This window comes from Sphingomonas sp. Ell38C01 (assembly GCF_055231975.1).
The window spans coordinates 3716873-3741749 of sequence record NZ_JBUYVA010000001.1 but is presented as its reverse complement, the minus strand read 5'-3'; the positions used below and the strand labels follow the sequence as shown (position 1 = coordinate 3741749).

The following is a 24877-nucleotide window of genomic DNA, read 5'->3' as shown; positions in this document are numbered from 1 at the left end:
TGGTGCACTGCGAAGTCGAGCAATACTCAACAACCCCCGTCGGAAAGGACAGCTCGCCCACTTCTTCTGAACAAGGTCCATTTCGGCGGTAAGCGCTGTCCGGGGTGGCGCATGCCAATAGTCTGGCGTGGAAACGGGGGAGAGAATATGAAAAGTGCGATGTTGGCCGGGTGTCTGGCGCTGTTAGCGGCCGGCTGCCTGAGTACCGATGCGGATGCGAGGCGATCATCGCACTCGGTCGCAAAGATGCACACGACCCGTGTTCGTGGATCCCGGGGATCCTATGGCACACGGGGGGAGGCGGCGAGCGGTCAATGCCCGTGCAATGGCGGCGACGTGTGTGTTGGCCCGAGAGGCGGCCGCTATTGCATCACCAGCGGGGGTAACAAGCGCTACGGTGTCTGACCCCGACGTCGATGCTTGACACGCAAGCTGCTGAAACATCTGATGAGTGTCTGGTCGGGGGGACCGACCTGTATCCGGGGGGAAATGAAGTATGAGAGGATTGCTTTGCGCGCTTGCGGGCGCGTCCATGGTGTTGCCGATCGCTGCCAGCGCGCAGACCGCGATCGTTCAACCAGCGTCGCCGCCTTCGGTCACGGTCGGCGCATCCGCGGATACCGTTCTGCGCGTCGGTACGCAGGTGCCGCTGAAGATGGCGGAAGGCCTGACGACGAAGGGCAAGAACTTGAAAGTCGGACAGCGCTTCAACCTCGAGACGGCAGAGGCCGTGATGCTGAATGGTAGCGTCGTGATTCCGGCTGGCAGCCCCGCGGTCGGTGAAGTGACCGATGTGCGCAACAAGGGCATGTGGGGCAAGTCCGGCAAGATCAATGCCCGTGTTCTCTATGTCCGTGCGAACGGACGCCAGATCCGATTGAGCGGTTCGCTCGACGACAAGGGCACGACCGGAACCGCAGGCGTCGTCGGCGCCATCGCAGTCTTGCCGATCGCTGGCTTTTTCACGACGGGCACCAGTGCCAAGATTCCGCTCGGCGCGCCGGTCACGGCGTTCATCGACGAGGACGTGCCGGTCGCTTTTGCCGCAGGCGCCGGGCCTGCTCCAATGGTAGTTGCACCGGCGGCATCGGTTCCAGTCGAGGGTGCCGTGAAAACCGGTAAATAGGCTGGCCCGGGCGCCGGCCCTTACGCTGGCGCCCGCACTAACGGCATTGGCCCATGCGGTAGCTGCGCCAGTATCGATCCCACCGGACCGCCGCACCGGTTGCCAGGATTGCGCAGGACAGCGATCGCCCGTCGGGCAGGGTGCATCGTGCCACCACCCTGCTGTAGCTACGGTCGACCGGCTGACACGACAGCCTCCGGCCTAGTGTCAGCTGCTCGACGGTCCGTTGGCTTTCCCTCGCACGCCGATCATCACAGACATATTCTGAGCGCCGCTGGCGACAAGGGCTGGCAGTTTCGAAATCAGGCGCTTGAATGCCCGCGACACGGACTTTTATCCCATTGGCACACCAGATGGGACCGTCACCATCATGAACCCTGACGACCTGACACTCGAAAACCATTGGTAAAGCCGCAATCACGACCAGCTGCCCGCGAGAAGCGCGATCAGCGCTGCGGTCGCCACGGCAAAGATTGCCATATCTCTTACACCGGATACCGGAGCGGGGCGGCGTCGTTCCTCCCCCCGCCATGCCCGATACCATTCATCCCGCCGGTTCAATGGAGCCGCACGCCCGCCGCACGCAGCTCATCAATTCTTCGGGCGATCAGAAGCATGCGAGCGACGCCACCGGCATCGCCCGCAGATGCCAGGTCGCCGATCCTGTCGGCGACCCAGGCAGGAGCGTCGTCACCATACATCCGGTCGATCGTGAGAGCTTCGGCCCAGCGCTCCTGCTCGGCATTCATCAGGCGGGCTTTGCACCCGGCGTTCCGCACTTTGCGAACTTGCCCTTTGCATCCTTGCAACGGACCGGCTTTGCAGGCGCCTTGTCCGCGCATTTGATGAACTTGCCCTTGGCATCGCGACACGCAACGGCATTGGCGGGCACCGCGCCGAACGACAGCAACGCGGTGGCAAGAAGAACAGAACGAAGCATGGCATCCCTCCAGCCGGTGAGTCGGCACTCTGCAGGGTAGCCGACGCTGCTAGGCGCTCAACCACGTAGTGAACGTAAACGGGCCTTCGATAGTCCGTTATAGAGACGGAAGGGCGTCCAATTTTTGCTGCTCTGCGCTTCAGGCTCTTGCGAACCAACGATTTAATGCTTCGACAGCGACCGGCGTCAAAGTCAGGAAGTGTCGTCGTCCGTCCAATGGGTCACTGTGCCGGTTGATCATTCCCTCTTCGCATAATTTGCCAACCCAACGCAGGGCGGTGGTGGCTGGCACCCTCGCCGCAATACAAGCGCTCGACACCGAGACTTGGGCACCTTCGGCAGTGGCGGCGTAGAGGTCTACGAGAATGTCCCATGCCGGATCTGCAAGAAGGCCCGGCGGGAAAAGCTTGGCTCTTAGATCACGTTGCCGAATGTAGCGTTTTACCACCACAATGTTGGTGGCGGGATCAGCTTCCTCTACCAGGTCGCCATAATTTTGTTTCGCTGCCCTTCGCAGGGCTACTGACAACGTCGCCTGTTCGATGCTGTCAGTATGTGTTCTTCCGAACTCTGGCTTCATGCCGTACCCGCCAGTCGGCCATTACTCCGAAGAGAAGCACCGCCATTTTGGGTAGTGACCAGAGCGCCTCTAGAACGAAGTAGAATCGTCCCCCGAACGAGGGAGCGATGATCGCGCTGATATGCGCACATACCGTCAGGAGATGCAGACCGGTAATCCACAGCGGCCACCACCGGCGACTGCTCAATGCGACGGCATAAAGGGCTGCCAGAAGTAGCGCGTCGATCGCCAGAACCAGATAGTTCGGCCTCGTCCAATCCCAGTCGACACGAGTTGCAACGTTCGTCGCGGCACAGGCCGCGACATAGAATAAGGCTATCCATCGCCCCTCCTTGCCCCCAAGCGATGCGGCGGTGCCGCATGCTAGAAGGACGAGAGTCCAGAAAACGTAAGGTGCAGCCAGGAACAGAGATTGAATCATAAGCCTGGCCGCTGCCCCTTACGCGTCGATGCGAGCGGTATTCATAGCCGCAAGCGCATGGGACGGGCCGTCGTTCGGCTCATCGCCAATCATGGCGCTCGCGGGGCAAGGACCGGAGCAGCCTTCCATCACTTCTGCAGCGCCGCAGCGAACAGCGAGGTTGCGAACCATTTTGAGGCTGTTCCCGATAGCCCACCGCGTTTCGAGCATCTTGGTCGAACTGGCGTGAAGCGTGGCAAACATCTGCTGTTCGTCCTTGAACGCCACGCGTGCGTTACGAGCGGTTTTGATGATGGACACAAAAAGCATCTGATTGGCCAGCAGGGCGTCATCCTGCGCGGTGATCAGCGCGTTGACCTCTTCAGAAATTATCGTAGCGGCTGACATTGGAACGTGCGGCATTTCCCGTCTCCCGAGACTGCTGCGTTATCCGGCCAGCCATAGCAGTCCGGCCCCGGCGACGATGATGATCGCGAGTAGGCACAGCGAGACTATGGCAATCCGGAGGATCGCGAGCGTCTTCTCAATCCAGTTAAGGTCTTGTTCGATGCCTCCGATCGGAGGGACGTCGAACAACCACCGAACCCCGGTGGTTGGACGAGAAGAACCTGCCGTCGTGGGATTGCCAAGGCGGTCCGATCTGGATCGAGAAAGCGATCCAGAATTCTGGGCAGGACCGTTAAGAGCGTCAAGATACCTCTCTGCCGCGATCTGCCTCGTATCCGCGTCGAGCAGCTTGCACGCGCGTGACAGATACGTGTCGACCGTGCCCGGCTGCAGGTTCAGTTCGCGAGCAATCGCCTTCGATTTAGATACCCCCGATGCAACGAGGCGCAGGCAATCTATCTGAGCCGGAGAAAGCTCGGCGATTCGATATTCGATGCGCGTTTCCACCATATTGGTGGGATACCTACATCGTTTGCGGATGCCGCGGCAAAATTGCGGAAAGCCTCCATTTTGGAGGGACCGGCCTAGAGCTAGGTCGCAATGATGACCGAACCACTAGCCAGCCGGCTTAGCGGTCGCGGTCACCCTAAAACGTGAAAGCAGGCAATCGCAGTCGATAGCTCTTTCCGGTTGGCGGGAATCGTCCGAACGTTCGCAGGAGCTCCGAAAGCATCTCGTCGGCTTTGCTGCCGACGGAGCCCTGAAGCCGTTCGATCGAAGACGCCCTGCCATCGGGCGTAACGACGACAAGGATCATCACCTGCCCGCGCAATCCGGGAACGCGTGCGCGCAGCATGCCGTGGATCGCCTCGAGCATCAACCGGTCGACGCTGGCGGTCTGCGACGCCAGTCCGTTGGCGGTGACGGGGCCCTCGCGTCGCATCGGCGTGGCGCCCGCATAGGGATCATAGCCTCCCCCACCGGCCGATGCGGAGCCGGTTGCGCCCGCTGGACCTGACGCGATCGCCGGCGCTGGAACGGATGTTTCGGACGGAGCGAGCAGCGCGGGGATGGAAACGCGAATTCGCGCGGTCGTCCATTCCGCGGGTACTGGCGGTAGCGGCGGGACGACCGGCGTTCGCGGGGGCGGGGCCGAGGCTGACTTCGTGACCGGCTCGGCCCGGAGTGCCGGCGTGTCCGATGGGTTCGCAACGGTGAACACCTTGAGCGCGGCGGTATCGGGGCGATGCGCCGGTTCGACGGCCGCCACGAGACGGGAGATCAAGGCCCATAGCATCGCCGACGTGACCAGAACCGAAAGCCCCGCCGCGATCGGACGGCGTAGGGCCGTCGGGACGGCCACGCGGCCTCTGCTGCCCAACCGCTGCGCGATCCGGTCCTGTTCGACGATCTGGAACGCCACGCGAGGAGGTTTCGCCGATCGGTCGTCGCGGCGCCAGTCGCCCCGCCGGCAGATTGAACGGAAACCGACATAGTCACGATAGGCAGGGTCATCGGCCGGTCTATGGTCTGCCGGGGGTTGCGTGTGACATCGATGGCGTTCGAGACGAAGATCATCGACGGCGGGCTGGTGAGCGCCGCCGATCTCGAGCGCGCGCGTTCGCTGGCGGGGACATCGGGGCGACGACTGCCGGCCACGCTGGTCCGGCTGGGCATGATCGCCGAGGTCGATCTCGCGCCTATTCTGTCGGAGACGACCGACACACCGTTGCTGGGGCGCGACGCGCTTGCACAGGCCAGCCCGGACGGCCTGAACGTGCGATACCTGCGCAAGGCCGCGATCGTCCCCGTCACGACCAAGACCGGCTTCCTGCTTGCAATGGGCGACCCTGACGATGACGAGGTGGCGATCGCGGCGGCGTTCGCGCTTGGAACCGCGGAACTGCCCCGCGCGACCGCGAGCTTTTCCGATATCCTCGAGGCGATCGGCACCGATCCCGAGGAGGTCGTGGACGTGGCTGCGGTCGGGCACGGCGTCGACGATCTCGCGCGGATGGTCGAGGGTGAGTCCGATGCACCGGTGATCCGGCTGGTGCAGCGGCTGCTGACCGAGGCGGTGGATCGGCGCGCGTCGGACGTCCATATCGAGCCGATGGCGCGCCGGGTCGCGGTGCGGTTCCGGATCGACGGGCGGTTGATCGAGATCGAGGAGCATCCGGTTGCGCTGGCCGACGCGATCGCCTCGCGCGTGAAGGTTATCGCCGCGCTCGACATCGCGGAGACGCGGCTGCCGCAGGACGGGCGGCTTCGGATCACGGTGCGGGGCCGCGATGTCGATGTCCGTGTCTCGACTTCGCCGATTGCGCATGGCGAGAGCATCGTGATGCGGATCCTCGGCCGGGCCGAAGTGCCGCTCGATCTGGAAAAGCTCGGCCTGCCGCCGCAGGTGCTGGCGCGACTGCACGCGGTGCTCGACCGCCCGCACGGGATCATCCTGCTGACCGGACCGACGGGCAGCGGCAAGACGACGACGCTGTATGCCGCGATCAACCGGCTGCGGCGGCCCGACGTGAAGATCCTGACCGTCGAGGATCCGGTCGAGGTGCTGCTCGACGGGATCAACCAGGTCCAGGTGCGGCCCGAGATCGAGCTGAGCTATGCGGCCACGCTCCGGGCGTTCCTGCGACAGGATCCCGACATCCTGATGATCGGGGAGATCCGCGATGCGGAGACGGCCGAAATCGCGATGCGCGCGGCGTTGACCGGGCATCTGGTATTGTCGACGCTCCATACGAACAGTGCGACGGGGGCATTCACCCGGCTGACCGATATCGGGATCGAGCCGTATCTGACCGCGTCGACGGTGATCGCGGCAATCGCACAGCGGCTGGTACGCGTGTTGTGCGCGGACTGTGCCAGCGCCGTGCCGCTCGCGCCGGTGCACCGCGCACTGTTCGGACGCCACGGCGTCGAGGCGCCCGGCACGGTGCGCGAGGCGGTCGGGTGCGTCCGGTGCGGCGGCAGCGGATATCGCGGGCGGGCGCCGATCATCGAGATCTTCGAACTCGACGATGCAGCGCGCGATGCGGTGAGACGCGACGCGATCGAGGATCTGGTCCAGTCGGCCGATCATACGCTGCTGGCGCACGGGCTGGCGCTCGTGGCTGAAGGCCGCACCTCGATCGCCGAGATCCAGCGGGTCGTCGACATCGCATGACCGAATATCGGTGCCTGGTCGCGACCGAAGCCGGTCGCGTCGACTGGCGTCGGGTCGAGGCAGTCGACGCGCGGCAGGCGGCGGCGTCGTTGAGCGCGAGCGGGTTCACCCCGCTCGATATCCGCTCGGGGCGGATGGGCGTCGTCGAACGGCTCAACCAGCCGGTGCGACTGGGAGGTATCGGTCTGGCGGAGCAGGCGCTCGTGATGGGGCAATTGGCGGCGCTCGTGCGCTCGGGGCTCCCGGTCGACCGGTCGCTCGACCTGCTGCGCGATCAAGCGCCGAAGGCGCGGCAACGCGCGCTGTTGCGCGACATGCTGGCGGCGGTGCGCGAGGGACAGGGGCTGGCGAGCGCGATCGAGGCGCAGCGGATGTTTCCGGGCTATGTCGTCGGCGTCGTGCGCTCCGCGGAACGCTCGGGGCAGCTCGGGAGTGCGCTGACGTCGCTTGCCGACCGTCTCGCGCAGGCGTCGCGGACGCGTCGCCTGCTCGTTACCGCGCTGACCTATCCCGCCGCGGTGCTGGTCGCGACGGCGCTGGCGCTGGTGCTGGTGCTGACGGTCGTCGTGCCGCAGTTCGCACCGATCTTTCGCGGGCAGGAAGACCGGCTTCCGGCACTGACCCGGATGGTGCTGGCGCTGTCCGACGCGATCGACCGCCATGGCGTCGCGCTGGCGGGGATCGCGGTCGCATTGCCGGTGGCCGTCGTCATGCTCGTTCGCGCGCTGGCTGCCGATGCGCGGTATGATGCACTGCGTGCGCGTATTCCGGGGGCGGCGCTGCGCGATCAATATCTGGCGGCGCAGTTCACCGGATTGCTCGGGATGCTGGTCGCCAACGACGTCAGGGTGGTCGGCGCGCTCGAGCTGGCGCGCAGCGCGATCGGGAGCCGGCGCTGGCGCGCGCAGATCGCGCTTGCGACGGATCGGGTGCGTGAAGGGCAACGGCTCTCGCAGGCCTTGCAGGCGACGCGATTCGTGCCGCGCACCGCGATCCGGCTGATCGAGGTGGGCGAGCGGACGGGATCGCTGGCATCGACGTGCCGGCAGGCCAGCGAGATCCTGGCCGATGCGGCGACCGCGCGGATCGACCGTATCGTGGCGCTCGCCAATCCGATCGCGATCATGACGCTGGGCGGAATCGTCGCGCTGCTGGTGGGCGGGGTGATGCTCGGGATTTTCGCACTGGGGGATTTTGCCGGATGAGATCGCGACGCGAGCGCGGGTTCACGCTCATGGAAATGCTGATCGTGCTGGTCGTGATCGGGCTGATCGCGGCGGTCGCGGTGCCGCAGCTCATGCGGATGCTGGGCGGTGCGAAGTGGAAGGCGGCCAAGATCCAGCTCGAGACGGTGGGACAGGGGATTCATGCGTTTCAGCTCGACACCGGAGGCGAGCCCACCGACCAGCAGGGGCTCGACGTGCTGTGGACTGCGCCGCAGGGCGTGGGCACCTGGACGGGTCCCTATCTCCGCGAACAGACGCAGCTGATCGACCCGTGGGGGCGCAAGCTGATCTATCGGACGACCGCAAAGGGGTTCGAACTCCAATCGCTCGGGGCCGATGGCAAGGCGGGCGGGACGGGGGACGACGCGGACCTCGTCTATGCGCGGTGACGGGTTCCGCGGCGGCGGCGCGTCCGGCTTCACGCTGATCGAACTGATGGTGGTGTTCGCGATCATGGGGGTGCTGATGGCGGTGGCGCTTCCGGTTCTTCGGACGCGGTCGGGCGCGATCGACGCCGGCCGTGCCGGTGCCACGCTCGAGGAGGCGCTCGCCACGGCGCGTGCGACGGCGCGGACGACGGGCAAGCCGCAATCGATTTCGCCACGCGCGATCGCGGCGGAGGCGGTCTACACCGACCGGCGCGGAAGGCGTACTGACACGATCATCGTCTTCCCGGACGGATCGTCGTCGGGCGGGAGCATCAGTCTGGCGGGGCGACGCGTCGCCTCGATCGACTGGCTGACCGGCGCTGTGGTTGCTGCGCGATGAGGCGCGAGCGCGGGTTCACGCTGGTCGAGGTGCTGGTTGCGTTCGTGGTGACCGCGCTGCTGCTGACGATCTTGATGCGCGGCGAGTGGCAGGCGGTCGGGCGCAGCCAGGTCAACGACGCGCGTGCGCGCGCGTTCATTCTCGGGCGCGCGATGCTCGAAGAGCGTAAGGTCGGGCCGTTCGCCGAAGGGACGCAGGAGGGCGATGAGCAGGCGCTGCACTGGTCGCTGCGCGAGATGGGGGTGATGGCGGATCCGCGCGGATTGCTGGTGCTCAGCGAAATGCAGGTGACGGTATCCGACGCCCTTGGCCGCACTCTTTTCACCGCCGGCGCGCGACGGCTGAAGGCGATGCCGCGGGCATGAGGCGCAACGGGTTCACGCTGGTCGAGCTGCTCGTCGCGATGGTCGCGGGGGCGCTGCTGCTCGTCGGCCTCGGCTGGGCGATGGCGGGAACGACGCAGGCTTGGCGGCGTCAGGGCGCTACGGGCGAGCAGACGCGCATCGTGGATGCGGGCGTGGCGTTTGCGCGGTTCGTGGAAGCCGCATTGAGCCCCGATCGCGACGACGCTCCCGTTCTCGACGCGGATCGGCTGGTGTTGACGATCCCGCCGCCGCAGGCCCTTGGCCCGGTCGGGCCGGTGAAGCTCGAACTGGCGACCGTCGCGCGCAAGGATGGCACGGCCGTGACCGCAAGGGTGATCCCCGAACCGGGACAGGTCGACCGCACGCCCCCGGAGACGGTCCTGCTGGCGGGACTGCGTTCGGCGCGCTTCGCCTATGGCGAGGTTGCGGACGCGGCGCGACCGTCACTTCCGCGGACGATTGCGCTCGTCGTGGTCGATCGGCAGGGGCGGACGTCGCGGCTCGTCGCGTCACCGCAGATCAATGGCGGGGGGGCATGCCGCTTCGACCCGGTATCGCTGACATGCCGCGACTGATCGACCGCCTCCGGCCCTATGGCGCGATGGCCGCTGCCGCCTGGGCGTGGTGGATCGCGGAACTGGCCGCGATGCTGCCCGCGGCGTTGCGCAGGCCGGATCGGGTGCCGTCGGCGGACATCACACTGTTCGCCGACCGGGTCGAGATCGTGCGGATCGAGCGCGGCGAACGGATCCGGTTCGTCGATGCGCGCCCGGTCGAGGCGCTCGACGCCGAGGCGTGGGACGAGATGGCGCGGATCGTCGAGGGCAGCCGCGCGCGGCTCCTGCTGCCGTCGCCGCAGAGCTATATCGCCACGCTCGCGTTGCCGCGGCAGGCGCGGACGCGGCTTCGGTCCGCGGTCGCGCTGCAACTCGATACCGTGTCGCCGGTGCCGGTTGCGCAGATCCTGTGGGTGCCGCGCGTCGTCGGAAGCGATCGTACATCGATCACCGCCGCGATCGCGATGGTGAAGAGCGAGCGCATCGCGCAACTGTCGAGCCTGTTCGGGCAGCACGACTTGCCGCTGCCCGGCATCGCGGCAGTGCGCGACGCGCGCGTGATCGATCTCGTGCCCGGGCATGACGGCAGCCGGACGACCGATTGGCGGCGAAACCGGCAGGCGTTCGGGGTGGCGGCGGCGTTGCTCGCCACGATCCCGGTGTTGATCGTGGCGCTCGCGTGGATCGAGACGCAGGGGAATGACAGCCAGACCGCGTTTCTCCGCCACCAGGCGGCGCCGCGGATCGCGGCCGAGCGCCGGCTGCGCGATGCGGAGGCGGCGCGGACCGCGCTGCGCCCGATCCTGGCGCGGCGATCGGCGACGAAGACGCTCGATGCGATCGCGCGGATCCTGCCCGGCACCGCCTATGCGCGCCGCGCGATCGCGTCGCCGGCCGGGCCGTTGACGCTCGAGATCGAGACGAGTGCGCCCGACGCGGTAGAGGCGGCGCTCGTTTCGACGGGCGCGCAGCTGCGCGATCAGACGCCTATCGAGGCGGGGCGGGTGCGGCTGACCTGGGAGTTGCCGCGATGATCGATGCGCTGTCCCCGCCGATGCGACGTATCGTCGCGGTTGGGCTTCTGGTGCTGGCGATCCTGCTTGCGTTGCGGTTGGTCGTGCTGCCGGTGACCGCGCTGATCGGTACGAGCCTCGATGCGCTCGCGGCGTCGCGCGAGCGGCTGGCGCGGACGGCCGCGATCGCGTCGCGTCCGCCGCTTCCGACCAGCCAGCCGCTGCCGCCCGGGCTGACGATCGCGGCGGCCAGTGGCGCACGGGCGCAGGTCGCGCTGGCCGCGCGTCTGCGGTCGATCGCGGGTCGTGCCGGGCTGGCGGGTCTCGATGTCACGCCGCTCGCACGGCCAGTGCCGGGTCAGCGGATCGCAGCGCGGGTGGGAGCACAGGGACCCACGGCTGCGATCATGGCGCTGGTTCAGGAGATCGAGCGGAGCCGGCCGGTGATGCGGTTCGCCGCGTGGGAGATCGTGGCGGTCGACGGACAGCCCGGACAGTTGCGTCTCGCGGGAACGCTGGAGGTGGCATGGGCGTCGCATCGATGAGCCTCGTCCGGACGCGTTGGATCGCGATCGCGGGCGCCGCGGCGACCGCGGTCGCGGTGCCCGCATGGGCGTTGCGCGAAACGCCGGTCGCGATCGAGGGCGTGGCCCCGATCGTCGTGACCGTGCTGCCCGCGATCGAGACGCCGTCGCTCGACATGGCGGCGGTCGCGCCGCCCTTCTCGCCGACCCGTAGCGATGTCGTCGACACCACCGGGGTGATCGCTCCGGTCGCAGACCTCGCTTCCACGCCGGCACCCGCCGCGGACCCGCCCAGGCTGGTCGGGACGGTGGTCGCACCGCGCGGCCGGGCGGTCGCGCTCCTCAAGGACGCGGGCGGGCAGACGGTGACGGCGGGCGTCGGCGAGGCGGTCGGCGGCTGGACGATCGCGCGCATCACGGCATCGCGCGTCGATCTTTCGAAAGCAGGCGAGCGGCGCAGCGTCGCGCTCGATTACGGCAACCGGCAGGCCTCGACCGGCGCTGCCCCGACGACGGAACCCCCACAATGAAGGCTCTGATACTTGTGCCCGTGGCGTTGAGCGCGCTGGTGCTTGCGCCACCGGTGCTGGCACAGACATCGCGTGGTGCGCGTACCGAGGTTCAGGACGGCTATCGGCTCGCCTTTGTCGACGCCGATGCGAAACGGGTCGTCGATGCGGTGCTCGGGTCGATGCTCGGCGTCGACTATTCGGTCGATCCCGCGGTGCAGGGCAATATCACGTTGCGGACGCCGCAACCGGTATCGCGCGCGCAACTGGTGCCGCTGCTCGAGGGGGCGCTGCGGTCGGTCGATGCCGCGATCGTGGCGGCCGGGAAGGGCTACCGGGTCGTGCCGATCGCACAGGCACGCGCGCGTGCGCCGCTGGCGTCGGACGGTCCGACGACGGATGGGGCGACCACCGGCGCATCGCCGCCGGTCGCAGGCTTCGCGAGCGAGATCGTGACGCTCAAGCGTGCCAGCGCGCGAGAGATCGGACGCGTGCTGCAGCAGTTGCTCGGCAAGGAGGTGGTCGCCGGCACCAACGAGGCGTCGAACCAGATCATCCTGACGGGCACCGCCGACGAACGGGGTGCCGCGCGCCGGTTGATCGAGCGCCTCGATGTCGACAGTCTTGCCAGCATGAATTTCGAGCTGTTCCGGCTCGAGAATGTCGATGCCGACACGCTGCGCGCCGAACTCCAGAAGATCTTCCAGCCGCCGTACGACATCATCGGCTCTCGCGTCCGTCTGGTGCCGCTCGCGCGGTTGCGCTCGATGCTGGTGATCGCGTCGGATCGCGCGGACATCGCGAAGGTCGAGCCGTGGATCCGGCGGCTCGATTCGGGGGTGTCGGGCAAGCGCCGGCTCTACAGCTATGCGGTGCAGAACGGCCGCGCGCGCGATCTGGCGTCGTCGCTCCAGCGGGTGCTGGGGGTTGCGACCACGAGCGGTTCGACGCCCGTCGATCCGCAGCCTGGTCCAGCGACGGCATTTGCGCTCGGGACCGGAACGGGGGCGACCGGCGGGACGGGTGGGATGGGCGGCACCCCGGCGTCCGCGGCGCCGTCCGACGTGATCGGCGCGCAGACGCCCTTGCCGGGGTCCGAAGCCCCCGAGGTCGTCCCCGCCAACCAGCGCGGGCCCCGGATCGTCCCCAACGAACCCAACAATTCGCTGCTGATCTATGCGGATGGTGAGGAGTATGACTTCATCCGCGACGCGCTCCAGAAGCTCGACCAGCCGGTCGCGCAAGTGCTGATCGAGGCGACGCTGGCAGAGGTGACGTTGACGCGGGACCTGCGGTTCGGGGTCAATTTCAACGTGCTCAGCAAGGAGACCAGCATCGTCCATTCGAGTGCTGCGACCCCGATTCCGACCTCGATCTTTCCCGGCTTCTCGGTCTCGGTACTCGGCAACACCGCGCAGGCGGTGCTCAACACGCTGCAGTCGCGTACCAATGTCCGCGTCCTGTCGGCGCCCAAGCTGATGGTGCTTAACAACCAGACCGCGACATTGCAGGTCGGCGATCAGGTGCCGATCGTGATCCAGCAATCGCAAAGCGTGGCGGCGCCCGGCGCGCCGATCGTCAACAGCATCGAGCTGCGCGACACCGGCGTGATCCTGAAGGTGACGCCGCGGGTCAACGACAGCGGGACGGTGACGCTCGACATCGCGCAGGAGGTGAGCGACGTGTCGACCACGACGACGTCGGGGATCAATTCGCCAACGATCCAGCAGCGCCGCCTCGCCAGCACGGTCGCGACGCAGAGCGGTCAGATGATTGCGCTCGGTGGGCTGATCCGCGACCGGGTGTCGCGGACGAAGTCGGGGATCCCGCTGCTCAGCCAGATCCCGGTCGTCGGCGGGCTATTCGGGACGCAGTCGAATACCGGCACGCGCACCGAGCTCATCATCCTGCTGACGCCGACGGTGATCCGATCGCCGCAGGACATGCGCGCGACGGTCGATGCGCTGATGACGGGTCTGGAGGATGTCCGGCCGCTGGTCGACCGGGCGCTACAGAGGCAGGTGAGTGGCAGGCCTGCGCCACGTCGCTGACGCCTTGCCGCCCGCATCCGGCGAGCGCGGATTCGTCCTGATCGCGGTGCTGTGGCTGCTGGTGCTGATGGCGTCGATCGTGGCGCTGATGCTATTGCGCGCGAACCAGGCATCCGACAGAATCGCGTCTGCGCGCGACGACTATCGCGACGCCCAGGCGCGCGAGAGCGCGATCCAGACGGTGGTGGCGGATCGGATCCTGAGAGGTGTGCGCAGTCCCTGGTGGCAGTTGCCCGCGTCGGGTTCGGTCGTCATCGACGGGCAGGCGATAGCGGTCACGCTGTCGAGCGAGGCGACGCGGATCGACATCAATGATGCGGACATGCCGCTCATCGACGATGCGTTGCGCGGCGCTGGCACCGACGCAGCGGAGCGGGCGGCGCTGCTTGCCGAGCTTGGCACTCTCCGCGCGGCGAAACGGCGGATCGGGTCCTTTGCCGAGCTGGAGGCAATGATGGCGCGTCATCGCATCGCACCCTGCCGGGCACTGGACTTCACGTTCGCATCGGGTTTGGCCGCACCAGCGGCCGGCCGCCCGTTCGATGCGATCCGTGCGCTGACATTGTCATCTCAAGGGAGGCAGCAGGGACTGATCGTGCGCATGACACCCGGTGGAACCAATCCGGTGATCATCACAGCAATGCTAGGTGATGGAGATTGCGGACAAAGTTAAAGATCCTGCGCGGTCATGATTTCGACATACAACGGAAACGGACCAATATGTCCGTATCTGTCACGGAACGAGCGTTGACTGGAGACGGGCGCGTATCGCATTCCAATGTTGCTGGCCTGGGGGCAGGCTGAAAGCGGGGGGTTGCGTGATTAGCGGAACGATGTGTCGGCGCGCCTTGCTCGCGCCGTGTCTGGTCTTGTGCGCCTCGATGACGTACGCTGGGGAGACCGTCACCTATACCTATGATGCGCTCGGCCGCCTGGTCACCGCGCAGCACAGCGGGGGCCCCAACTCCGGCGCATCGGTCACGTACGACCATGACGTTACCGGCAATCGCAACGCTGTGATCGTGAGCGGCGTACCCGCCTCGGGGGCGTCGACGAGCGTCGTCAACGGATCGTTCGAGACGCCGTCGATGAACGGGGGTTATGCGTATCGCGGGTCGTTCACCGCACCTACAGGTATGTCGTTCAGCGGGAATGCAGGTCTGACCGCGAATGGAACGGCATGGGGATTTCCGAACGCGCCCGATGGCAGTCAAATCGCCTTTCTTCAAAGTGGTGATCCATCAAGCGTCGGCACCGTAACCCAGACGGTAACCGGCCTGACGGTGGGGGCCAGCTACAAGATCAATTTCTGGGCAGTGTACCGCCCCGGATTCGCTGCGACGAACGTCGGCGTGTCAGTTGGCGGAGCGTCGCTTGGCACGTTCAACCTGTCGCCCGGTTTCCAGCCCTTCAACAGCGCAGCCTTCACCGCGACCGGCACCAGCGCAAGCATCACGTTCCGTACCGCACAGACCGGTAGCGATACCGCAACCGGGCTCGATCAGGTGACCGTGACGCTGGCATCGGTTCCAATGCCGACGGTTGCGAACGCCTCGTTCGAGAACCCCGTCGTGACCGGATATAGTACCGGCTTTACCTATAACCCGTCCGTCTCGGGCCAGACCTTCCAGAGCGTGGCGGGCATTTCGTCGAACAACTCGGCGTTCGCGTTCGCGTCGGCGCCCGACGGCAACCAGACCGGGTTCGTGCAGTCATCGGCGGATGGGTATGCCGGGACGATGACGCAGAACGTCTCGGGCCTTGTATCGGGGCAGGCGTACCGGCTGTCGTTCAGTGCGGCGACACGGCCGAACTATCCCGGCAATCCGCTCGACGTGAGCATTGGCGGTGCGACGACTTCGGTCACGCCCGGCAACGGCTTTGCGACCTACGCGCTCGTGTTCACCGCGAACAATCCGACGATGGCGATCACCTACGCGGCCCGCAACACTGGCCAGCACGGTGCGTCCGCGATCGATAGCGTGTCCGTCACACCGCAATAGCGCTGCCGTCGACGGCACCCATTCTCTCCTCCCAGGAGTCTCCTCATGCTTGCCAGCCTCCTGTTCCTGACGCTTCAGGGCACCGACCTCACCACCAAACTCCCCGTCCAACTGCCCGTCTGCATGACGCGCCGATTTATCGACGCGAAGGGAAAGGCGCGCGACTTCGTCGTTGTCGCGCAAACAACGGATCGGGAAAAGCTGACTGCAGCCGGGTTTTCCGCCGTCATTTGCTCGAGGCTCAAGCTCGATCCGAAGCTTTACCGCGACAGCATCTGCAAAATGGCAGCATCTGGCAATCAGGCGGTGCAGAACCGGCTGGAGCATGTGGTCGGTGTCCAGCCAAAACTGATGTGCGACACCGCGAAGTCTCTCGGGACGACGCTAGATTCGGTGCTGTCCGCGCTGCCGACGGGATAGCCGCGCGCGCTCGACCGATCAGGGCAGATATTATTCCGGGGAACGACGATGACAAAGGGTAGGGGATATCATGGTGGCGTGAAAGCGCTCGCGTTGATGCTGGGCGCATCCTGTTCGACCGCCGCGCTGGCGCAGGCGGATATCCCGCTACCCCCAGTGCGCTCGCCGGTGGATGCCAAGGGGATCAACCTCAGCAATGGTCAGGTGCAGCTGGCGACGACCGACGTGGCGATCGGAACATCGGACATGGGGCTGTCGCATCAGCGCTTCTGGGTGCAGACCGGCTGGCGGCACAGCTATATGGCGTCGATCTCGATTTTCTCCGGCGGCGTCAGCGTCACTCTGGGGAACGACACCAACAACTTTCAACTGTCCGGCAACACTTACACGTCGTCCGAGCGCGACGGCTCGACGCTCAGCAAGTTGGGGACGCAATACACCTATCGAACCGCAAACGGCACCGTCGTCACGTTCGACAGGGGGCCGGTGTCGAACGACCAGGCCTACTACCGCGTCGTCGATGCGGTCGCGACGACGATCGTGCGCCCTGATGGCGAGCGACTGGAATTGAATTACACGCCGGATCAGTATGACGAGGAGTATTTCGACCCAAGGATTCAGGATAGCTATGCGATCACGCATTATGTCGTGAGATTGAATACGGTCACGAGCAGCAAGGGATTCCGTCTGCGCTACGGCTATGCGGGCAATGACCCCAATGCGACCAGCTTGTGGTATGAAATCGCATCGGTGACAGCGGAAAATACGGTAAGTTCCAACCCGCCCGTGCAGGGCTGGCCGCGGGTCAGTTACGCCCGAAGCGGCAATACGCAAACCGTGACCGACGCGATGACCCACCAGACGCGGTACACCGTCGATGGCAATGGTCGCATGCTTGCCATCAAGCGACCTGCGGCTGGATCGGATTCGACGATCTATCACTGGGACGGGAACGGCCGCGTCGACAGCGTCTCGAACGGTCAGGTGTCGTGGGGCTATGCCTGGACGCCGCTGGCGAACAACCAGATGTCGGTGACGATCACCGATCCGAAGTCTCATCAGAATGTGGTGACGGCAGATGCCTCGCAGGGCGTGATCCTGTCGCAGCGCGACGGGAAGAACCGGACCGACACGTTCGAACATGACCAATATGGCCGGTTGACGGCGTGGGTGATGCCGGAAGGGGGTCGCGTCGACTATACCAACGATGCGCGCGGCAATGTGACGGCGACGGTCTACACGGCAAAGCCGAGCGTAGGGGGCGGCCAGATCGGGACGTCCGCCGGGTACGATACCAACTGCGCCAATCCCCTCATCTGCAACCAGCCGATCTGGACGAAGGACGCGCGGGGCAAACAGACCGACTATAGCTACGACCCGACGCATGGCGGGGTGACGTCGATCACGCGGCCGACATCGCAGCAGGGGACCCGGCCGCAGACCCGGTTCACCTACACGCCGCTGTATGTGAACGGGAATACGGGCTCACCGCCGGTCTACAAGCTGACCGGAGTCTCGACGTGCGCGAGCGGCCAGTCGTGCGGCGGACAGGGGTCGGAGACGCGCACGACGCTGGCGTATGACACCCCGAACCTGTTCCTGTCGTCGGTTTCGCGCGGATCCGGTGACGGAACGCTGACCGCGACCGACGGCTACCAATACGACACGGTCGGCAACCGGATCAGTGTCGATGGTCCGCGCACCGACGTCGCCGACGTGACGAAGACCTTCTACGACGCCGACCGTCGGGTGATGCAGGTCGTCGGTCCGGATCCGGATGGCGGCGGCAGCCTGCCGAACCGTTCGGTGAAACTCTACCGCAATGCGGATGGCGCGGTCGAGGGCACGGTGTTCGGCACCTCCGACGGGGATGGCAACGCATTCGGCCCGTACCAATCGCAGACGACCGACTACGATACGCTGGGCCGTGTCTGGCGCACGCAGGTCTTCGCGAGCAGCACGCGCGAGAAGGTGACGCACTACAGCTACGACGTGGCGAACAACCTGCAATGCGTGGCGCTGCGGATGAACCCCTCGACGCTCGACAACACCAACCAGCCGGATGGACAGAGCAACCGGGCGTGCGATCAGACCGGCGCCGGGGTGTATGGCTATGACCGGATCACGTACCGCGAATATGATGAGGCGGATGCGCCGACGCTGGTGGCGAACGGCTGGGGGTCTCCGCTCCAGCAGGCGACGCAGAGCTTTACCTACAACGGCAGCGGTCAGGTCCAGACCGTGCGCGATGCCGCAAACAATACGACAACCTACGCCTATGACGGGTTCAACCGGCCGCTGCGTACGACCTATCCGGACGGTACTTACGAGGAGGTCGGATATAATGAGACCGGGCACGACAGTGGCTCGCTTGTGACAGGAAAACGGTTCCGCGACGGGACGGGAATGGCGTTCTTCTACGACGATCTCGGACGACTGATCTATCGCAATCGCCCGCAGCCGGCGGCGGTGCCGGCGGACACGAACACGGCGTACGCGTATGACGATCTGGGGCGGATGACGCGGGCGTATGACAGCCGGGGCTACGACTATCGGTATAGCTACGATGCGCTCGGGCGGCTGTTCGAGGAGACGAATACCAACGGGATCGGGACGCTGCGCTGGTATTACGACCAGGCGGGCAACATCCATTCGCAGCAATGGGCGGACGGGCTGTGGACCGACTATGCCTATGACGCGACGAACGCGCTGACGCGGGTCCGCGAGAATGACGGTTTCGTGCTGGCGACGTACGAATACGATGCGTACGGCCGACGCAAGACGATCGCGCGGGGCAACACGACGTGGACGCATTACGGCTATGACGGGCTGTCGCGGCTGTCGTCGCTGACGCACGACCTGATCGGCACGGCGCAGGACGTGACGCGCAGCTTCACCTATACGCCGGCGGACGAGATCCGGACGGTGACGATGTCGAACGACGCGTACGCGTTCGCCGACCGGGTGGATGTCCAGCGCGGGTATCAGAAGAATAGCCTGAACCAGTACACGACGGCCGGTCCGGCGTCGTTCGGCTATGACGGGCGCGGCAACCTGACGTCGTCGTCGACGCCGCAGGGAACGACCCAGTATCGGTACACGGTGGACAACCTGCTGGCGCAGACGCCGGGAGGGTATCTGCTGTACGATCCGCTCGACCGGCTGTTCAGCCAGGACGCGATCGGAAACGTGCTTCGCTACCGCGGCGACCAGCTGACGACGGAGCAGTCGGGGGCGACGGCGACGATCCTGCGTCGCTATGCGCTCGGCGCGGGTGGCGACGAGCCTTTGGTGTGGTATGAGGGGTCGGGCACGAACGACCGTCGGTGGCTGTACGCCGACGAACGTGGATCGGTGGTGGCAGTGGCGGACCAGGGCGGCAACACGCTGGCGATCAACACGTACGACGAGTACGGGATCCCGGGTGCGGCCAATCTGGGCCGGTTCCAGTATACCGGGCAGACGTGGCTGCCCGAGGCGCAGATGTACCACTATAAGGCCCGCGCCTACTCGCCCACGCTTGGGCGGTTCATGCAGCCCGACCCGATCGGGTATGGCGACGGCATGAACATGTACGCCTATGTCGGGAGCAGTCCGCTCAACGCGACAGACCCGACAGGATTAGAAGACGATATAATCGTTAAGGGGCGAAGGTACGATAATTTGCCAGAAATAAGTTTGGCAGATTTGATCGGAACTTGGTCTTTTGCTTCTGGCGGAGGTAGCAGTGGTCTTGCATCTGGCGGTGCTGGCACAGCAGCTAATGTCCCCTCGCAGCAGAATAAGCAGTGCTACGGGCCTCCGGCGGCCCCTGGAACAGGTGTCTCGCAAGCTAGGCTGGCTAGAGTGGCGCGAGCTAACGGTGCCGAAGCTGCCAAGCACTACGCAAACGCGATAGCGGCCCTTTGGTTTAAAGGCCAAGTCCAGAATAAAGGGCCTTGGGATTACAAGCAAAGGCATCGTGGATTTCAAGATTTTGGTAACTACAATTACGGTTATACTGGGAAAGCGGCAGGCATAGCGCCGAACATATTGCTCCAGCAGGCTGGTCGCGCACAGCAGGCTGCCGGGACGTCTCAGCCTGATTGGGGAGAGCCTGGGCCTTTGATGGGGCTCTTTGGTGGGGGCACCGCTCCTTACGGCGACGATCCGCACGATCAGGAAATGATTCGTCGTGGCATCGCAGATCGTAAGAACGGTTGCTGACATGCGGGTTGCGATCATCAGCGTCAGCGCGATCTTGCTGGCATCGTGCAGCACCGAACCATCATGCCGGAACGAACCTAAAGGGCGATCTATAAGTCCAAACGGCAAGATGGCTGCTGTAGTATTTTCTAGAAACTGCGGAGCGACAGTCGGAGACAATTACCAAGTATCAGTCATCCCAAGTTCCGATGAGCCGGAAGGCAAGGGCAATGTCTTGGTGCTCGACCAAGCCCCAAATTACTCACCTGATCTGAAACCGGTATGGAATGGAAATGGTACGGTTACTGTTCCGGTTCCTGCCGGGACGAGGACATTCAGTAAAAGCGACCATGCGAACAGTATTCAGGTAAGATTCCGAAATTTATAGGAGTGCCGTTCACCCGATCGCCATCCCTGCGGCCCTGACGGGCGCAGGCTTGGGGATGGTGATCGCGGCCCCCTTGCGCATCATCGTCTCGTCGATCGCGCCTACCTTGGCGCTGCTGCGTCTCTCGATGGCGCTGGCGAGGCGGTCGCGGTCGTCGGTGTAGATGATGGCGGAGGCCTTGGCGCGGGAGACGGCGACATAGGCGATGTTGGCGTCGACGTTGCTGCGGAACGATTCGAGGTGCGCCATGACGCGCTCGCAGGTTGCCCCTTGCGCGGAATGGATGGTGCGGACCCAGCCTGGGCGGATGTGACGGTCGGCGACGTTGGCCATGTCGAGGGCCTGGCGCTTGCCGTTCCTGGAGCGGACGACGAGGATACCTTCGTCCGGGTCGATCGCGACCACCTCGGCGGTGCGCCCGTTGAGCCGCTTGGCCTCGTAGTTGTTGCGGGTGAACTGCACCTTGTCGCCGGTGCGGAACTGCTGCTGCACCTCGGTGAAGGCGTCGGCATTGGCGGCGCTGCCGTCACCGGGGGACCAGGCGAGCGCCTGACCTTCGGGGTCGATCAGCCGGACGGTGCCGGCCTCGGCGTCGACAGACCCGACGCGGTAGCCGGTGTTGCGACGCGGCGCGCCGTCCTCTGCACCTTTACGGAAGATGACGACGGTGCCGGGGCGGTAGCTGGCGGCGCGGGCGCGCGCGGCGGGCATTGTCAGACCAACGTGGCAGGCAGGGCAGGGGGCTGGTAGCAGGCGTTATGAGCCGCAAATCTCGAGCGTTGCCACCCAGCCCGTTCCGCCGTTTCAACTCGTCGGCCGAAGTGATCCGGCTGGTGGTGCTGATGTACGTGCGCTTCCCGCTGTCGTTGAGGAACGTGGAGGACCTGCTGTTCGAGCGCGGGATCGACATCTGCCACGAGACAGTGCGTATGTGGTGGAACCGGTTTGGTCCGATGTTCGCAGGCGACATACGCCGCCAGCGGGTGAGCCGGATGCGGGGCTTCCGGCACTGGCGCTGGCACCTAGACGAAATGTACGTGAAGCTGAACGGCGAGATGGTGTACCTGTGGCGTGCGGTCGACCACGAGGGCGAGATTCTCGAAAGCTACATCACCAGGACCCGTGACAAGGACGCAGCGTTCACCTTCATGAAGAAGGCACTCAAGCGCCACGGCTCCCCGAACATCATCACGACCGACGGCCTTCGATCGTACCGTGCGGCGATGAAGGACCTGGGCAACGCCGACAAGCAGCAGGTCGGCCGCTGGGCAAACAATCGGGTGGAGAACAGCCACCTGCCGTTCCGACGACGAGAACGAGCGATGCAGCGTTTTCGGCGGATGAAGACGCTACAGAAGTTCGCCTCGGTACATGCCAACGTCCATAACCATTTCAGCCTGGAACGCCATCTCGTCGACCGGCAGACCTACAAGCAACGCCGCTCGGCCGCACTGGCCGAGTGGCAGATCCTCGCCAGCTAGACCGCTGTACCCAAAGCCCGAGGTGCATCGTGTGGAGAGCGGTTCGCGTTAGACTGACAGCACCCTCCAGTGCGCTGCGAAGTCGAGCGGGCTTTCAAGAATCTTCGACAGCCTCCACGCGCATATGAAGATCATGCATCACGTCGATCCTCTGAATCACAGCTACAACGTTAGCTATCTTAATTAACAAGACAAATTTATAAGTGGAAATTACATAAGTAAGAATTTAACTATAGCAAGACATCTTGGAGTATATAAGGATAAACAAAATAACTAAAACTTGTGAATTGTTTCCGACAAATGTCGAATTGTAGCTAAAATGGTAGCGGACAAACCCATGTTCACCCGCTACCTGGCACCACCTTTCAAGGGTAATAAATATATTTAGTGACTAGAAATTGTTAGTAACTGTCTTGTGAATTCCGGTGCCGTTATCGCTAACCCCCGCTTGCGTATTCCCACTAACGAGATTGGCTGACACGATGTAACGGTCGCTGTTGCCGGACTGGAGAAAGAAACCATAGGCCTGCTGCCCGGAAAATCCCAGCGTACCACCAAGTCTACTATTTGTGATTGAAAAATCACTTGTTCCGGAGTCTGCATAGATTCCTGAGAAGGTTCCCGGGCTAGACGTGCTGTTTCCTGACGCAGTGAAGTTGTTGAACGAGACAAATTTCGCATTCGCCCGTAGGACCGCTCCATGCTGCCCGTTATTGACGGCTCGGCCACCACTGAATCGCATACTTTCGACATCGGTCATTGTAATGCCAGGGCCGGGGCGATTGGAGAACCAGCAGCCGATAAAATCAAAATCGGCCACTTTCTCCAAGAGTACTCCGTTGTCGGAACTGTCGAAAAATACGTTCGCGAAATTATTATAGGCAGGCCGCTTGGACGCAACGTTCGCCTGCGCGTCCGTGGTCATCCCAAAAGCGCCTCCGATCACATCTCCGTTATTGGCTATAAGTGCTTCGACCTTATTGAGCAGGCGGATCCCACCCAACGCATGGTTCGGTGTCTGCGCGGCAACCACGAATGTGGCGCCGCTCGTGACCCCGGTCAACGTCTCGCCAACCACTAGATTGCCGTCGTAGACGAACATGCGGTATCGGGTTGGCGACAGGACGGTATCAATGCGGCCCAGGACGACGCCGTTCGAACGACGAATCTCCTCGCCTGCAACGATTGTTCCGCTTGCGCTGGACGCAGTCACGCGGTCGACCGGGGCGGAAATGAGGAAATTATCTATAAACACGTCGTTCGCATCGTGAACATAAAGCCCAATGGTAGAGCTGTCCAATATATCTGTAGATAGCACACGGGTTGCCGAAGCTTCATTTCCTATATCAATGCCGATATTGGATCCGCGAATAGCCACATCTCGAACGGTCACAAACCCGATCGATATCTCGATAGCTTTCCCTGAATCTGGTACGGTGTTGTAAGATTCGACTCCTAGCGTCATTCCTTCAAGGTTACTGCCGAGGGCTGAACTAAATGAAAAGCCGTTCGTGGTTGATGATGTATAATAGATTGTTGACTTAAATTTCCCAGCACCGCGGACGTGCTGGCCGTTGGTAACGGTGATTGGGGTTGACGTGCTCCCCAAAGCTCTACCAGTCATAACTGGAGTCCGGGGTTGGTATGGTGCCCCTCGGGGCGGTGTTGCGCAACCTGCCTGGCAGCATCGGCGGGCGTCAGCCCGCCAACGCCGCTATGCGGCCGCACGTGGTTGTAGTCGTCGCGCCAGAGCCGCAGCACCGAGCGGGCGTGGCCGAGCGACACGAACAGCGTCTCGTTGAGGCACTCGTCGCGCAGGCGGCCGTTGAAGCTCTCGACGTAGCCGTTCTGCTGCGGCTTGCCGGGCGCGATGTAGTGCCACTCGATGGGTCGCTCTTGCGTCCATCTCAGGATCGCCAGGCTGGTCAGCTCGGTGCCGTTGTCGCTCACGATCATCAGCGGCGGTGCGCCTCTGGCCGCGATGATGGCGTCGAGCTCGCGAGCGACGCGGGCGCCTGACAGTGAGGTGTCGACCACCAGCGCGAGGCATTCCCGCGTGAAGTCATCGACGACCGCAAGGATGCGGATGCGCCGGCCGCTGATCAGCGTGTCGCTGACGAAGTCGAGGCTCCATCTCTGGTTCGGACCTTGCGGCAGCGTCATCGGCGCCCTTGTCCCCATGGCTCGCTTCCGGCCACGACGGCGCCTGACCCGCAGGTTCTCCTCGCGGTAAAGCCGCAGCAGCTTCTTGTGGTTCATGACCAGGCCCTCACGAGCCAGCATGATGCCAAGCCGCCGGTAGCCGAAGCGACGACGTTCCGACGCGATCTCTCGCAGCCGCGACCGTAGGTCGCCATCATCACTACGCCGGGGCGCGTAGCGCACCGACGTCCTGTCCGCGCCGAAGATGGTACAGGCCCGACGCTCGCTGATGCCGAACAACCGTCGAGCATGCTCGACAGCCTTCCGCTGAGCGGCGGGCCTCACCAGTTTTTTGCCGCGACCTCCTTCAGAACGGCATTGTCGAGCATGGCATCGGCCAGCAGCCGTTTGAGCCGGCCGTTCTCCTCCTCCAGCACCTTCAGCTTGCGCGCCTGCGACACGTCCATGCCGCCATACTTGGCCTTCCACGCGTACAAGGTGGCGCTGCTGATCCCGTGCTTGCGACACACGTCGGCGGTCTTCATCCCGCCCTCCTGCTCGCGCAGCACCGCAATGATCTGCTCCTCGCTGAACCTGGTCTTCTTCACGTCCG

At 64.4% G+C, this 24877-nt stretch carries 25 protein-coding genes; 16 read left to right on the top strand and 9 right to left on the bottom strand.

Annotated features, from left to right (window positions below):
- Nucleotides 1-532 precede the first annotated feature (532 nt).
- Entirely contained in the window at nucleotides 533-1126 is a 594-nt protein-coding gene (locus ACV7NO_RS17610) for a hypothetical protein (protein WP_463407239.1), read from the top strand.
- Nucleotides 1127-1683: 557 nt separating this feature from the next.
- Here the strand turns inward: ACV7NO_RS17610 and ACV7NO_RS17605 are convergent.
- The 6 genes from ACV7NO_RS17605 to ACV7NO_RS17580 all read right to left on the bottom strand — a co-directional run bounded on the left by ACV7NO_RS17605 (nucleotide 1684) and on the right by ACV7NO_RS17580 (nucleotide 4877).
- A complete protein-coding gene (locus ACV7NO_RS17605; RefSeq protein ID WP_463407238.1) occupies nucleotides 1684-1875 on the bottom strand; it encodes a DUF6961 family protein in 192 nt (63 codons plus the stop codon).
- The gene (locus ACV7NO_RS17600; RefSeq protein WP_463407237.1) at nucleotides 1875-2066 is read right to left on the bottom strand and encodes a hypothetical protein; all 192 of its coding nucleotides are present in this window, start codon (nucleotides 2064-2066) and stop codon (nucleotides 1875-1877) included. Before ACV7NO_RS17600 ends, ACV7NO_RS17605 begins: the two co-directional genes overlap by 1 nt.
- A gap of 139 nt (nucleotides 2067-2205) precedes the next feature.
- On the bottom strand, nucleotides 2206-2646 hold the full coding sequence (locus ACV7NO_RS17595; protein ID WP_463407236.1) for a hypothetical protein: 441 nt from the start codon (nucleotides 2644-2646) through the stop codon (nucleotides 2206-2208).
- A 439-nt stretch (nucleotides 2647-3085) separates the two neighbouring features.
- Nucleotides 3086-3469, bottom strand: coding sequence for a hypothetical protein (locus ACV7NO_RS17590; RefSeq protein ID WP_463407235.1), 384 nt, complete (start codon nucleotides 3467-3469; stop codon nucleotides 3086-3088).
- 24 nt (nucleotides 3470-3493) lie between these two features.
- The gene (locus tag ACV7NO_RS17585; RefSeq protein WP_463407234.1) at nucleotides 3494-3964 is read right to left on the bottom strand and encodes a LuxR C-terminal-related transcriptional regulator; all 471 of its coding nucleotides are present in this window, start codon (nucleotides 3962-3964) and stop codon (nucleotides 3494-3496) included.
- 136 nt (nucleotides 3965-4100) lie between these two features.
- Nucleotides 4101-4877, bottom strand: a complete 777-nt coding sequence (locus ACV7NO_RS17580; protein WP_463407233.1) for a hypothetical protein — start codon at nucleotides 4875-4877, stop codon at nucleotides 4101-4103.
- Between the two features lie 132 nt (nucleotides 4878-5009).
- Here ACV7NO_RS17580 and ACV7NO_RS17575 point away from each other — a divergent pair, with 132 nt between their 5' ends.
- The 14 genes from ACV7NO_RS17575 (at nucleotide 5010) to ACV7NO_RS17510 (ending at nucleotide 20274) form a co-directional block, all read left to right on the top strand.
- Nucleotides 5010-6632: a GspE/PulE family protein gene (locus tag ACV7NO_RS17575; protein WP_463407388.1), complete on the top strand. Its 1623-nt coding sequence runs from the start codon at nucleotides 5010-5012 to the stop codon at nucleotides 6630-6632.
- Entirely contained in the window at nucleotides 6629-7837 is a 1209-nt protein-coding gene (locus ACV7NO_RS17570) for a type II secretion system F family protein (RefSeq protein ID WP_463407232.1), read from the top strand. Before ACV7NO_RS17575 ends, ACV7NO_RS17570 begins: the two co-directional genes overlap by 4 nt.
- Entirely contained in the window at nucleotides 7834-8247 is a 414-nt protein-coding gene (gene gspG / locus ACV7NO_RS17565) for a type II secretion system major pseudopilin GspG (RefSeq protein WP_463407231.1), read from the top strand. The genes ACV7NO_RS17570 and gspG overlap by 4 nt, the downstream gene beginning before the upstream one ends.
- Complete coding sequence (locus tag ACV7NO_RS17560) at nucleotides 8237-8626, top strand: type IV pilin protein (RefSeq protein ID WP_463407230.1); 390 nt, start codon at nucleotides 8237-8239, stop codon at nucleotides 8624-8626. The genes gspG and ACV7NO_RS17560 overlap by 11 nt, the downstream gene beginning before the upstream one ends.
- Nucleotides 8623-8991 carry a type IV pilus modification PilV family protein gene (locus tag ACV7NO_RS17555; RefSeq protein WP_463407229.1) on the top strand — a complete coding sequence of 123 codons (369 nt, stop codon included), beginning with the start codon at nucleotides 8623-8625 and terminating at the stop codon, nucleotides 8989-8991. The genes ACV7NO_RS17560 and ACV7NO_RS17555 overlap by 4 nt, the downstream gene beginning before the upstream one ends.
- Nucleotides 8988-9566: a PulJ/GspJ family protein gene (locus tag ACV7NO_RS17550; RefSeq protein WP_463407228.1), complete on the top strand. Its 579-nt coding sequence runs from the start codon at nucleotides 8988-8990 to the stop codon at nucleotides 9564-9566. Before ACV7NO_RS17555 ends, ACV7NO_RS17550 begins: the two co-directional genes overlap by 4 nt.
- A complete protein-coding gene (locus ACV7NO_RS17545) occupies nucleotides 9554-10582 on the top strand; it encodes a hypothetical protein (RefSeq protein WP_463407227.1) in 1029 nt (342 codons plus the stop codon). The genes ACV7NO_RS17550 and ACV7NO_RS17545 overlap by 13 nt, the downstream gene beginning before the upstream one ends.
- Complete coding sequence (locus ACV7NO_RS17540; protein ID WP_463407226.1) at nucleotides 10579-11106, top strand: hypothetical protein; 528 nt, start codon at nucleotides 10579-10581, stop codon at nucleotides 11104-11106. The genes ACV7NO_RS17545 and ACV7NO_RS17540 overlap by 4 nt, the downstream gene beginning before the upstream one ends.
- Entirely contained in the window at nucleotides 11088-11615 is a 528-nt protein-coding gene (locus ACV7NO_RS17535) for a hypothetical protein (protein ID WP_463407225.1), read from the top strand. The genes ACV7NO_RS17540 and ACV7NO_RS17535 overlap by 19 nt, the downstream gene beginning before the upstream one ends.
- On the top strand, nucleotides 11612-13645 hold the full coding sequence (gene gspD / locus ACV7NO_RS17530; protein ID WP_463407224.1) for a type II secretion system secretin GspD: 2034 nt from the start codon (nucleotides 11612-11614) through the stop codon (nucleotides 13643-13645). Before ACV7NO_RS17535 ends, gspD begins: the two co-directional genes overlap by 4 nt.
- On the top strand, nucleotides 13620-14318 hold the full coding sequence (locus ACV7NO_RS17525; RefSeq protein WP_463407223.1) for a hypothetical protein: 699 nt from the start codon (nucleotides 13620-13622) through the stop codon (nucleotides 14316-14318). The genes gspD and ACV7NO_RS17525 overlap by 26 nt, the downstream gene beginning before the upstream one ends.
- Before the next feature lie 208 nt (nucleotides 14319-14526).
- Nucleotides 14527-15648, top strand: a complete 1122-nt coding sequence (locus tag ACV7NO_RS17520) for a hypothetical protein (protein WP_463407222.1) — start codon at nucleotides 14527-14529, stop codon at nucleotides 15646-15648.
- A gap of 45 nt (nucleotides 15649-15693) precedes the next feature.
- The gene (locus tag ACV7NO_RS17515; protein ID WP_463407221.1) at nucleotides 15694-16068 is read left to right on the top strand and encodes a hypothetical protein; all 375 of its coding nucleotides are present in this window, start codon (nucleotides 15694-15696) and stop codon (nucleotides 16066-16068) included.
- Between the two features lie 78 nt (nucleotides 16069-16146).
- Entirely contained in the window at nucleotides 16147-20274 is a 4128-nt protein-coding gene (locus ACV7NO_RS17510) for an RHS repeat-associated core domain-containing protein (RefSeq protein ID WP_463407220.1), read from the top strand.
- 376 nt (nucleotides 20275-20650) lie between these two features.
- Here ACV7NO_RS17510 and ACV7NO_RS17505 read toward each other — a convergent pair whose 3' ends face one another.
- Nucleotides 20651-21352 carry a hypothetical protein gene (locus ACV7NO_RS17505; protein WP_463407219.1) on the bottom strand — a complete coding sequence of 234 codons (702 nt, stop codon included), beginning with the start codon at nucleotides 21350-21352 and terminating at the stop codon, nucleotides 20651-20653.
- Between the two features lie 47 nt (nucleotides 21353-21399).
- On the opposite strand from ACV7NO_RS17505, the gene ACV7NO_RS17500 reads away from it, so the two are divergent.
- Nucleotides 21400-22122 (top strand): IS6 family transposase, encoded by a 723-nt coding sequence (locus ACV7NO_RS17500; protein WP_463407212.1) that lies wholly within the window; start codon nucleotides 21400-21402, stop codon nucleotides 22120-22122.
- Nucleotides 22123-22513: 391 nt separating this feature from the next.
- On the opposite strand, the gene ACV7NO_RS17495 is transcribed toward ACV7NO_RS17500, so the two are convergent.
- On the bottom strand, nucleotides 22514-23746 hold the full coding sequence (locus ACV7NO_RS17495; protein WP_463407218.1) for a right-handed parallel beta-helix repeat-containing protein: 1233 nt from the start codon (nucleotides 23744-23746) through the stop codon (nucleotides 22514-22516).
- A protein-coding gene (locus ACV7NO_RS17490; protein ID WP_463405004.1) for an IS3 family transposase occupies nucleotides 23743-24872 on the bottom strand; the annotation gives its coding sequence in 2 pieces (ribosomal slippage) (nucleotides 23743-24620 and nucleotides 24620-24872; 1131 coding nt in all). Before ACV7NO_RS17490 ends, ACV7NO_RS17495 begins: the two co-directional genes overlap by 4 nt.
- Nucleotides 24873-24877: the final 5 nt, after the last annotated feature.

Excerpts from the sequence above, each read along its gene's own strand:
- ACV7NO_RS17610 (WP_463407239.1), top strand. The coding sequence starts at position 533 with ATGGTGTTGCCGATCGCTGCCAGCGCGCAGACCGCGATCGTTCAACCA.
- ACV7NO_RS17605 (WP_463407238.1), bottom strand. The coding sequence starts at position 1,875 with ATGAATGCCGAGCAGGAGCGCTGGGCCGAAGCTCTCACGATCGACCGG.
- ACV7NO_RS17600 (WP_463407237.1), bottom strand. The coding sequence starts at position 2,066 with ATGCTTCGTTCTGTTCTTCTTGCCACCGCGTTGCTGTCGTTCGGCGCG.
- ACV7NO_RS17595 (WP_463407236.1), bottom strand. The coding sequence starts at position 2,646 with ATGAAGCCAGAGTTCGGAAGAACACATACTGACAGCATCGAACAGGCG.
- ACV7NO_RS17590 (WP_463407235.1), bottom strand. The coding sequence starts at position 3,469 with ATGCCGCACGTTCCAATGTCAGCCGCTACGATAATTTCTGAAGAGGTC.
- ACV7NO_RS17585 (WP_463407234.1), bottom strand. The coding sequence starts at position 3,964 with ATGGTGGAAACGCGCATCGAATATCGAATCGCCGAGCTTTCTCCGGCT.
- ACV7NO_RS17575 (WP_463407388.1), top strand. The coding sequence starts at position 5,010 with ATGGCGTTCGAGACGAAGATCATCGACGGCGGGCTGGTGAGCGCCGCC.
- ACV7NO_RS17570 (WP_463407232.1), top strand. The coding sequence starts at position 6,629 with ATGACCGAATATCGGTGCCTGGTCGCGACCGAAGCCGGTCGCGTCGAC.
- gspG (WP_463407231.1), top strand. The coding sequence starts at position 7,834 with ATGAGATCGCGACGCGAGCGCGGGTTCACGCTCATGGAAATGCTGATC.
- ACV7NO_RS17560 (WP_463407230.1), top strand. The coding sequence starts at position 8,237 with ATGCGCGGTGACGGGTTCCGCGGCGGCGGCGCGTCCGGCTTCACGCTG.
- ACV7NO_RS17555 (WP_463407229.1), top strand. The coding sequence starts at position 8,623 with ATGAGGCGCGAGCGCGGGTTCACGCTGGTCGAGGTGCTGGTTGCGTTC.
- ACV7NO_RS17550 (WP_463407228.1), top strand. The coding sequence starts at position 8,988 with ATGAGGCGCAACGGGTTCACGCTGGTCGAGCTGCTCGTCGCGATGGTC.
- ACV7NO_RS17545 (WP_463407227.1), top strand. The coding sequence starts at position 9,554 with ATGCCGCGACTGATCGACCGCCTCCGGCCCTATGGCGCGATGGCCGCT.
- ACV7NO_RS17540 (WP_463407226.1), top strand. The coding sequence starts at position 10,579 with ATGATCGATGCGCTGTCCCCGCCGATGCGACGTATCGTCGCGGTTGGG.
- ACV7NO_RS17535 (WP_463407225.1), top strand. The coding sequence starts at position 11,088 with ATGGGCGTCGCATCGATGAGCCTCGTCCGGACGCGTTGGATCGCGATC.
- gspD (WP_463407224.1), top strand. The coding sequence starts at position 11,612 with ATGAAGGCTCTGATACTTGTGCCCGTGGCGTTGAGCGCGCTGGTGCTT.
- ACV7NO_RS17520 (WP_463407222.1), top strand. The coding sequence starts at position 14,527 with ATGACGTACGCTGGGGAGACCGTCACCTATACCTATGATGCGCTCGGC.
- ACV7NO_RS17515 (WP_463407221.1), top strand. The coding sequence starts at position 15,694 with ATGCTTGCCAGCCTCCTGTTCCTGACGCTTCAGGGCACCGACCTCACC.
- ACV7NO_RS17505 (WP_463407219.1), bottom strand. The coding sequence starts at position 21,352 with ATGCCCGCCGCGCGCGCCCGCGCCGCCAGCTACCGCCCCGGCACCGTC.
- ACV7NO_RS17500 (WP_463407212.1), top strand. The coding sequence starts at position 21,400 with ATGAGCCGCAAATCTCGAGCGTTGCCACCCAGCCCGTTCCGCCGTTTC.
- ACV7NO_RS17495 (WP_463407218.1), bottom strand. The coding sequence starts at position 23,746 with ATGACTGGTAGAGCTTTGGGGAGCACGTCAACCCCAATCACCGTTACC.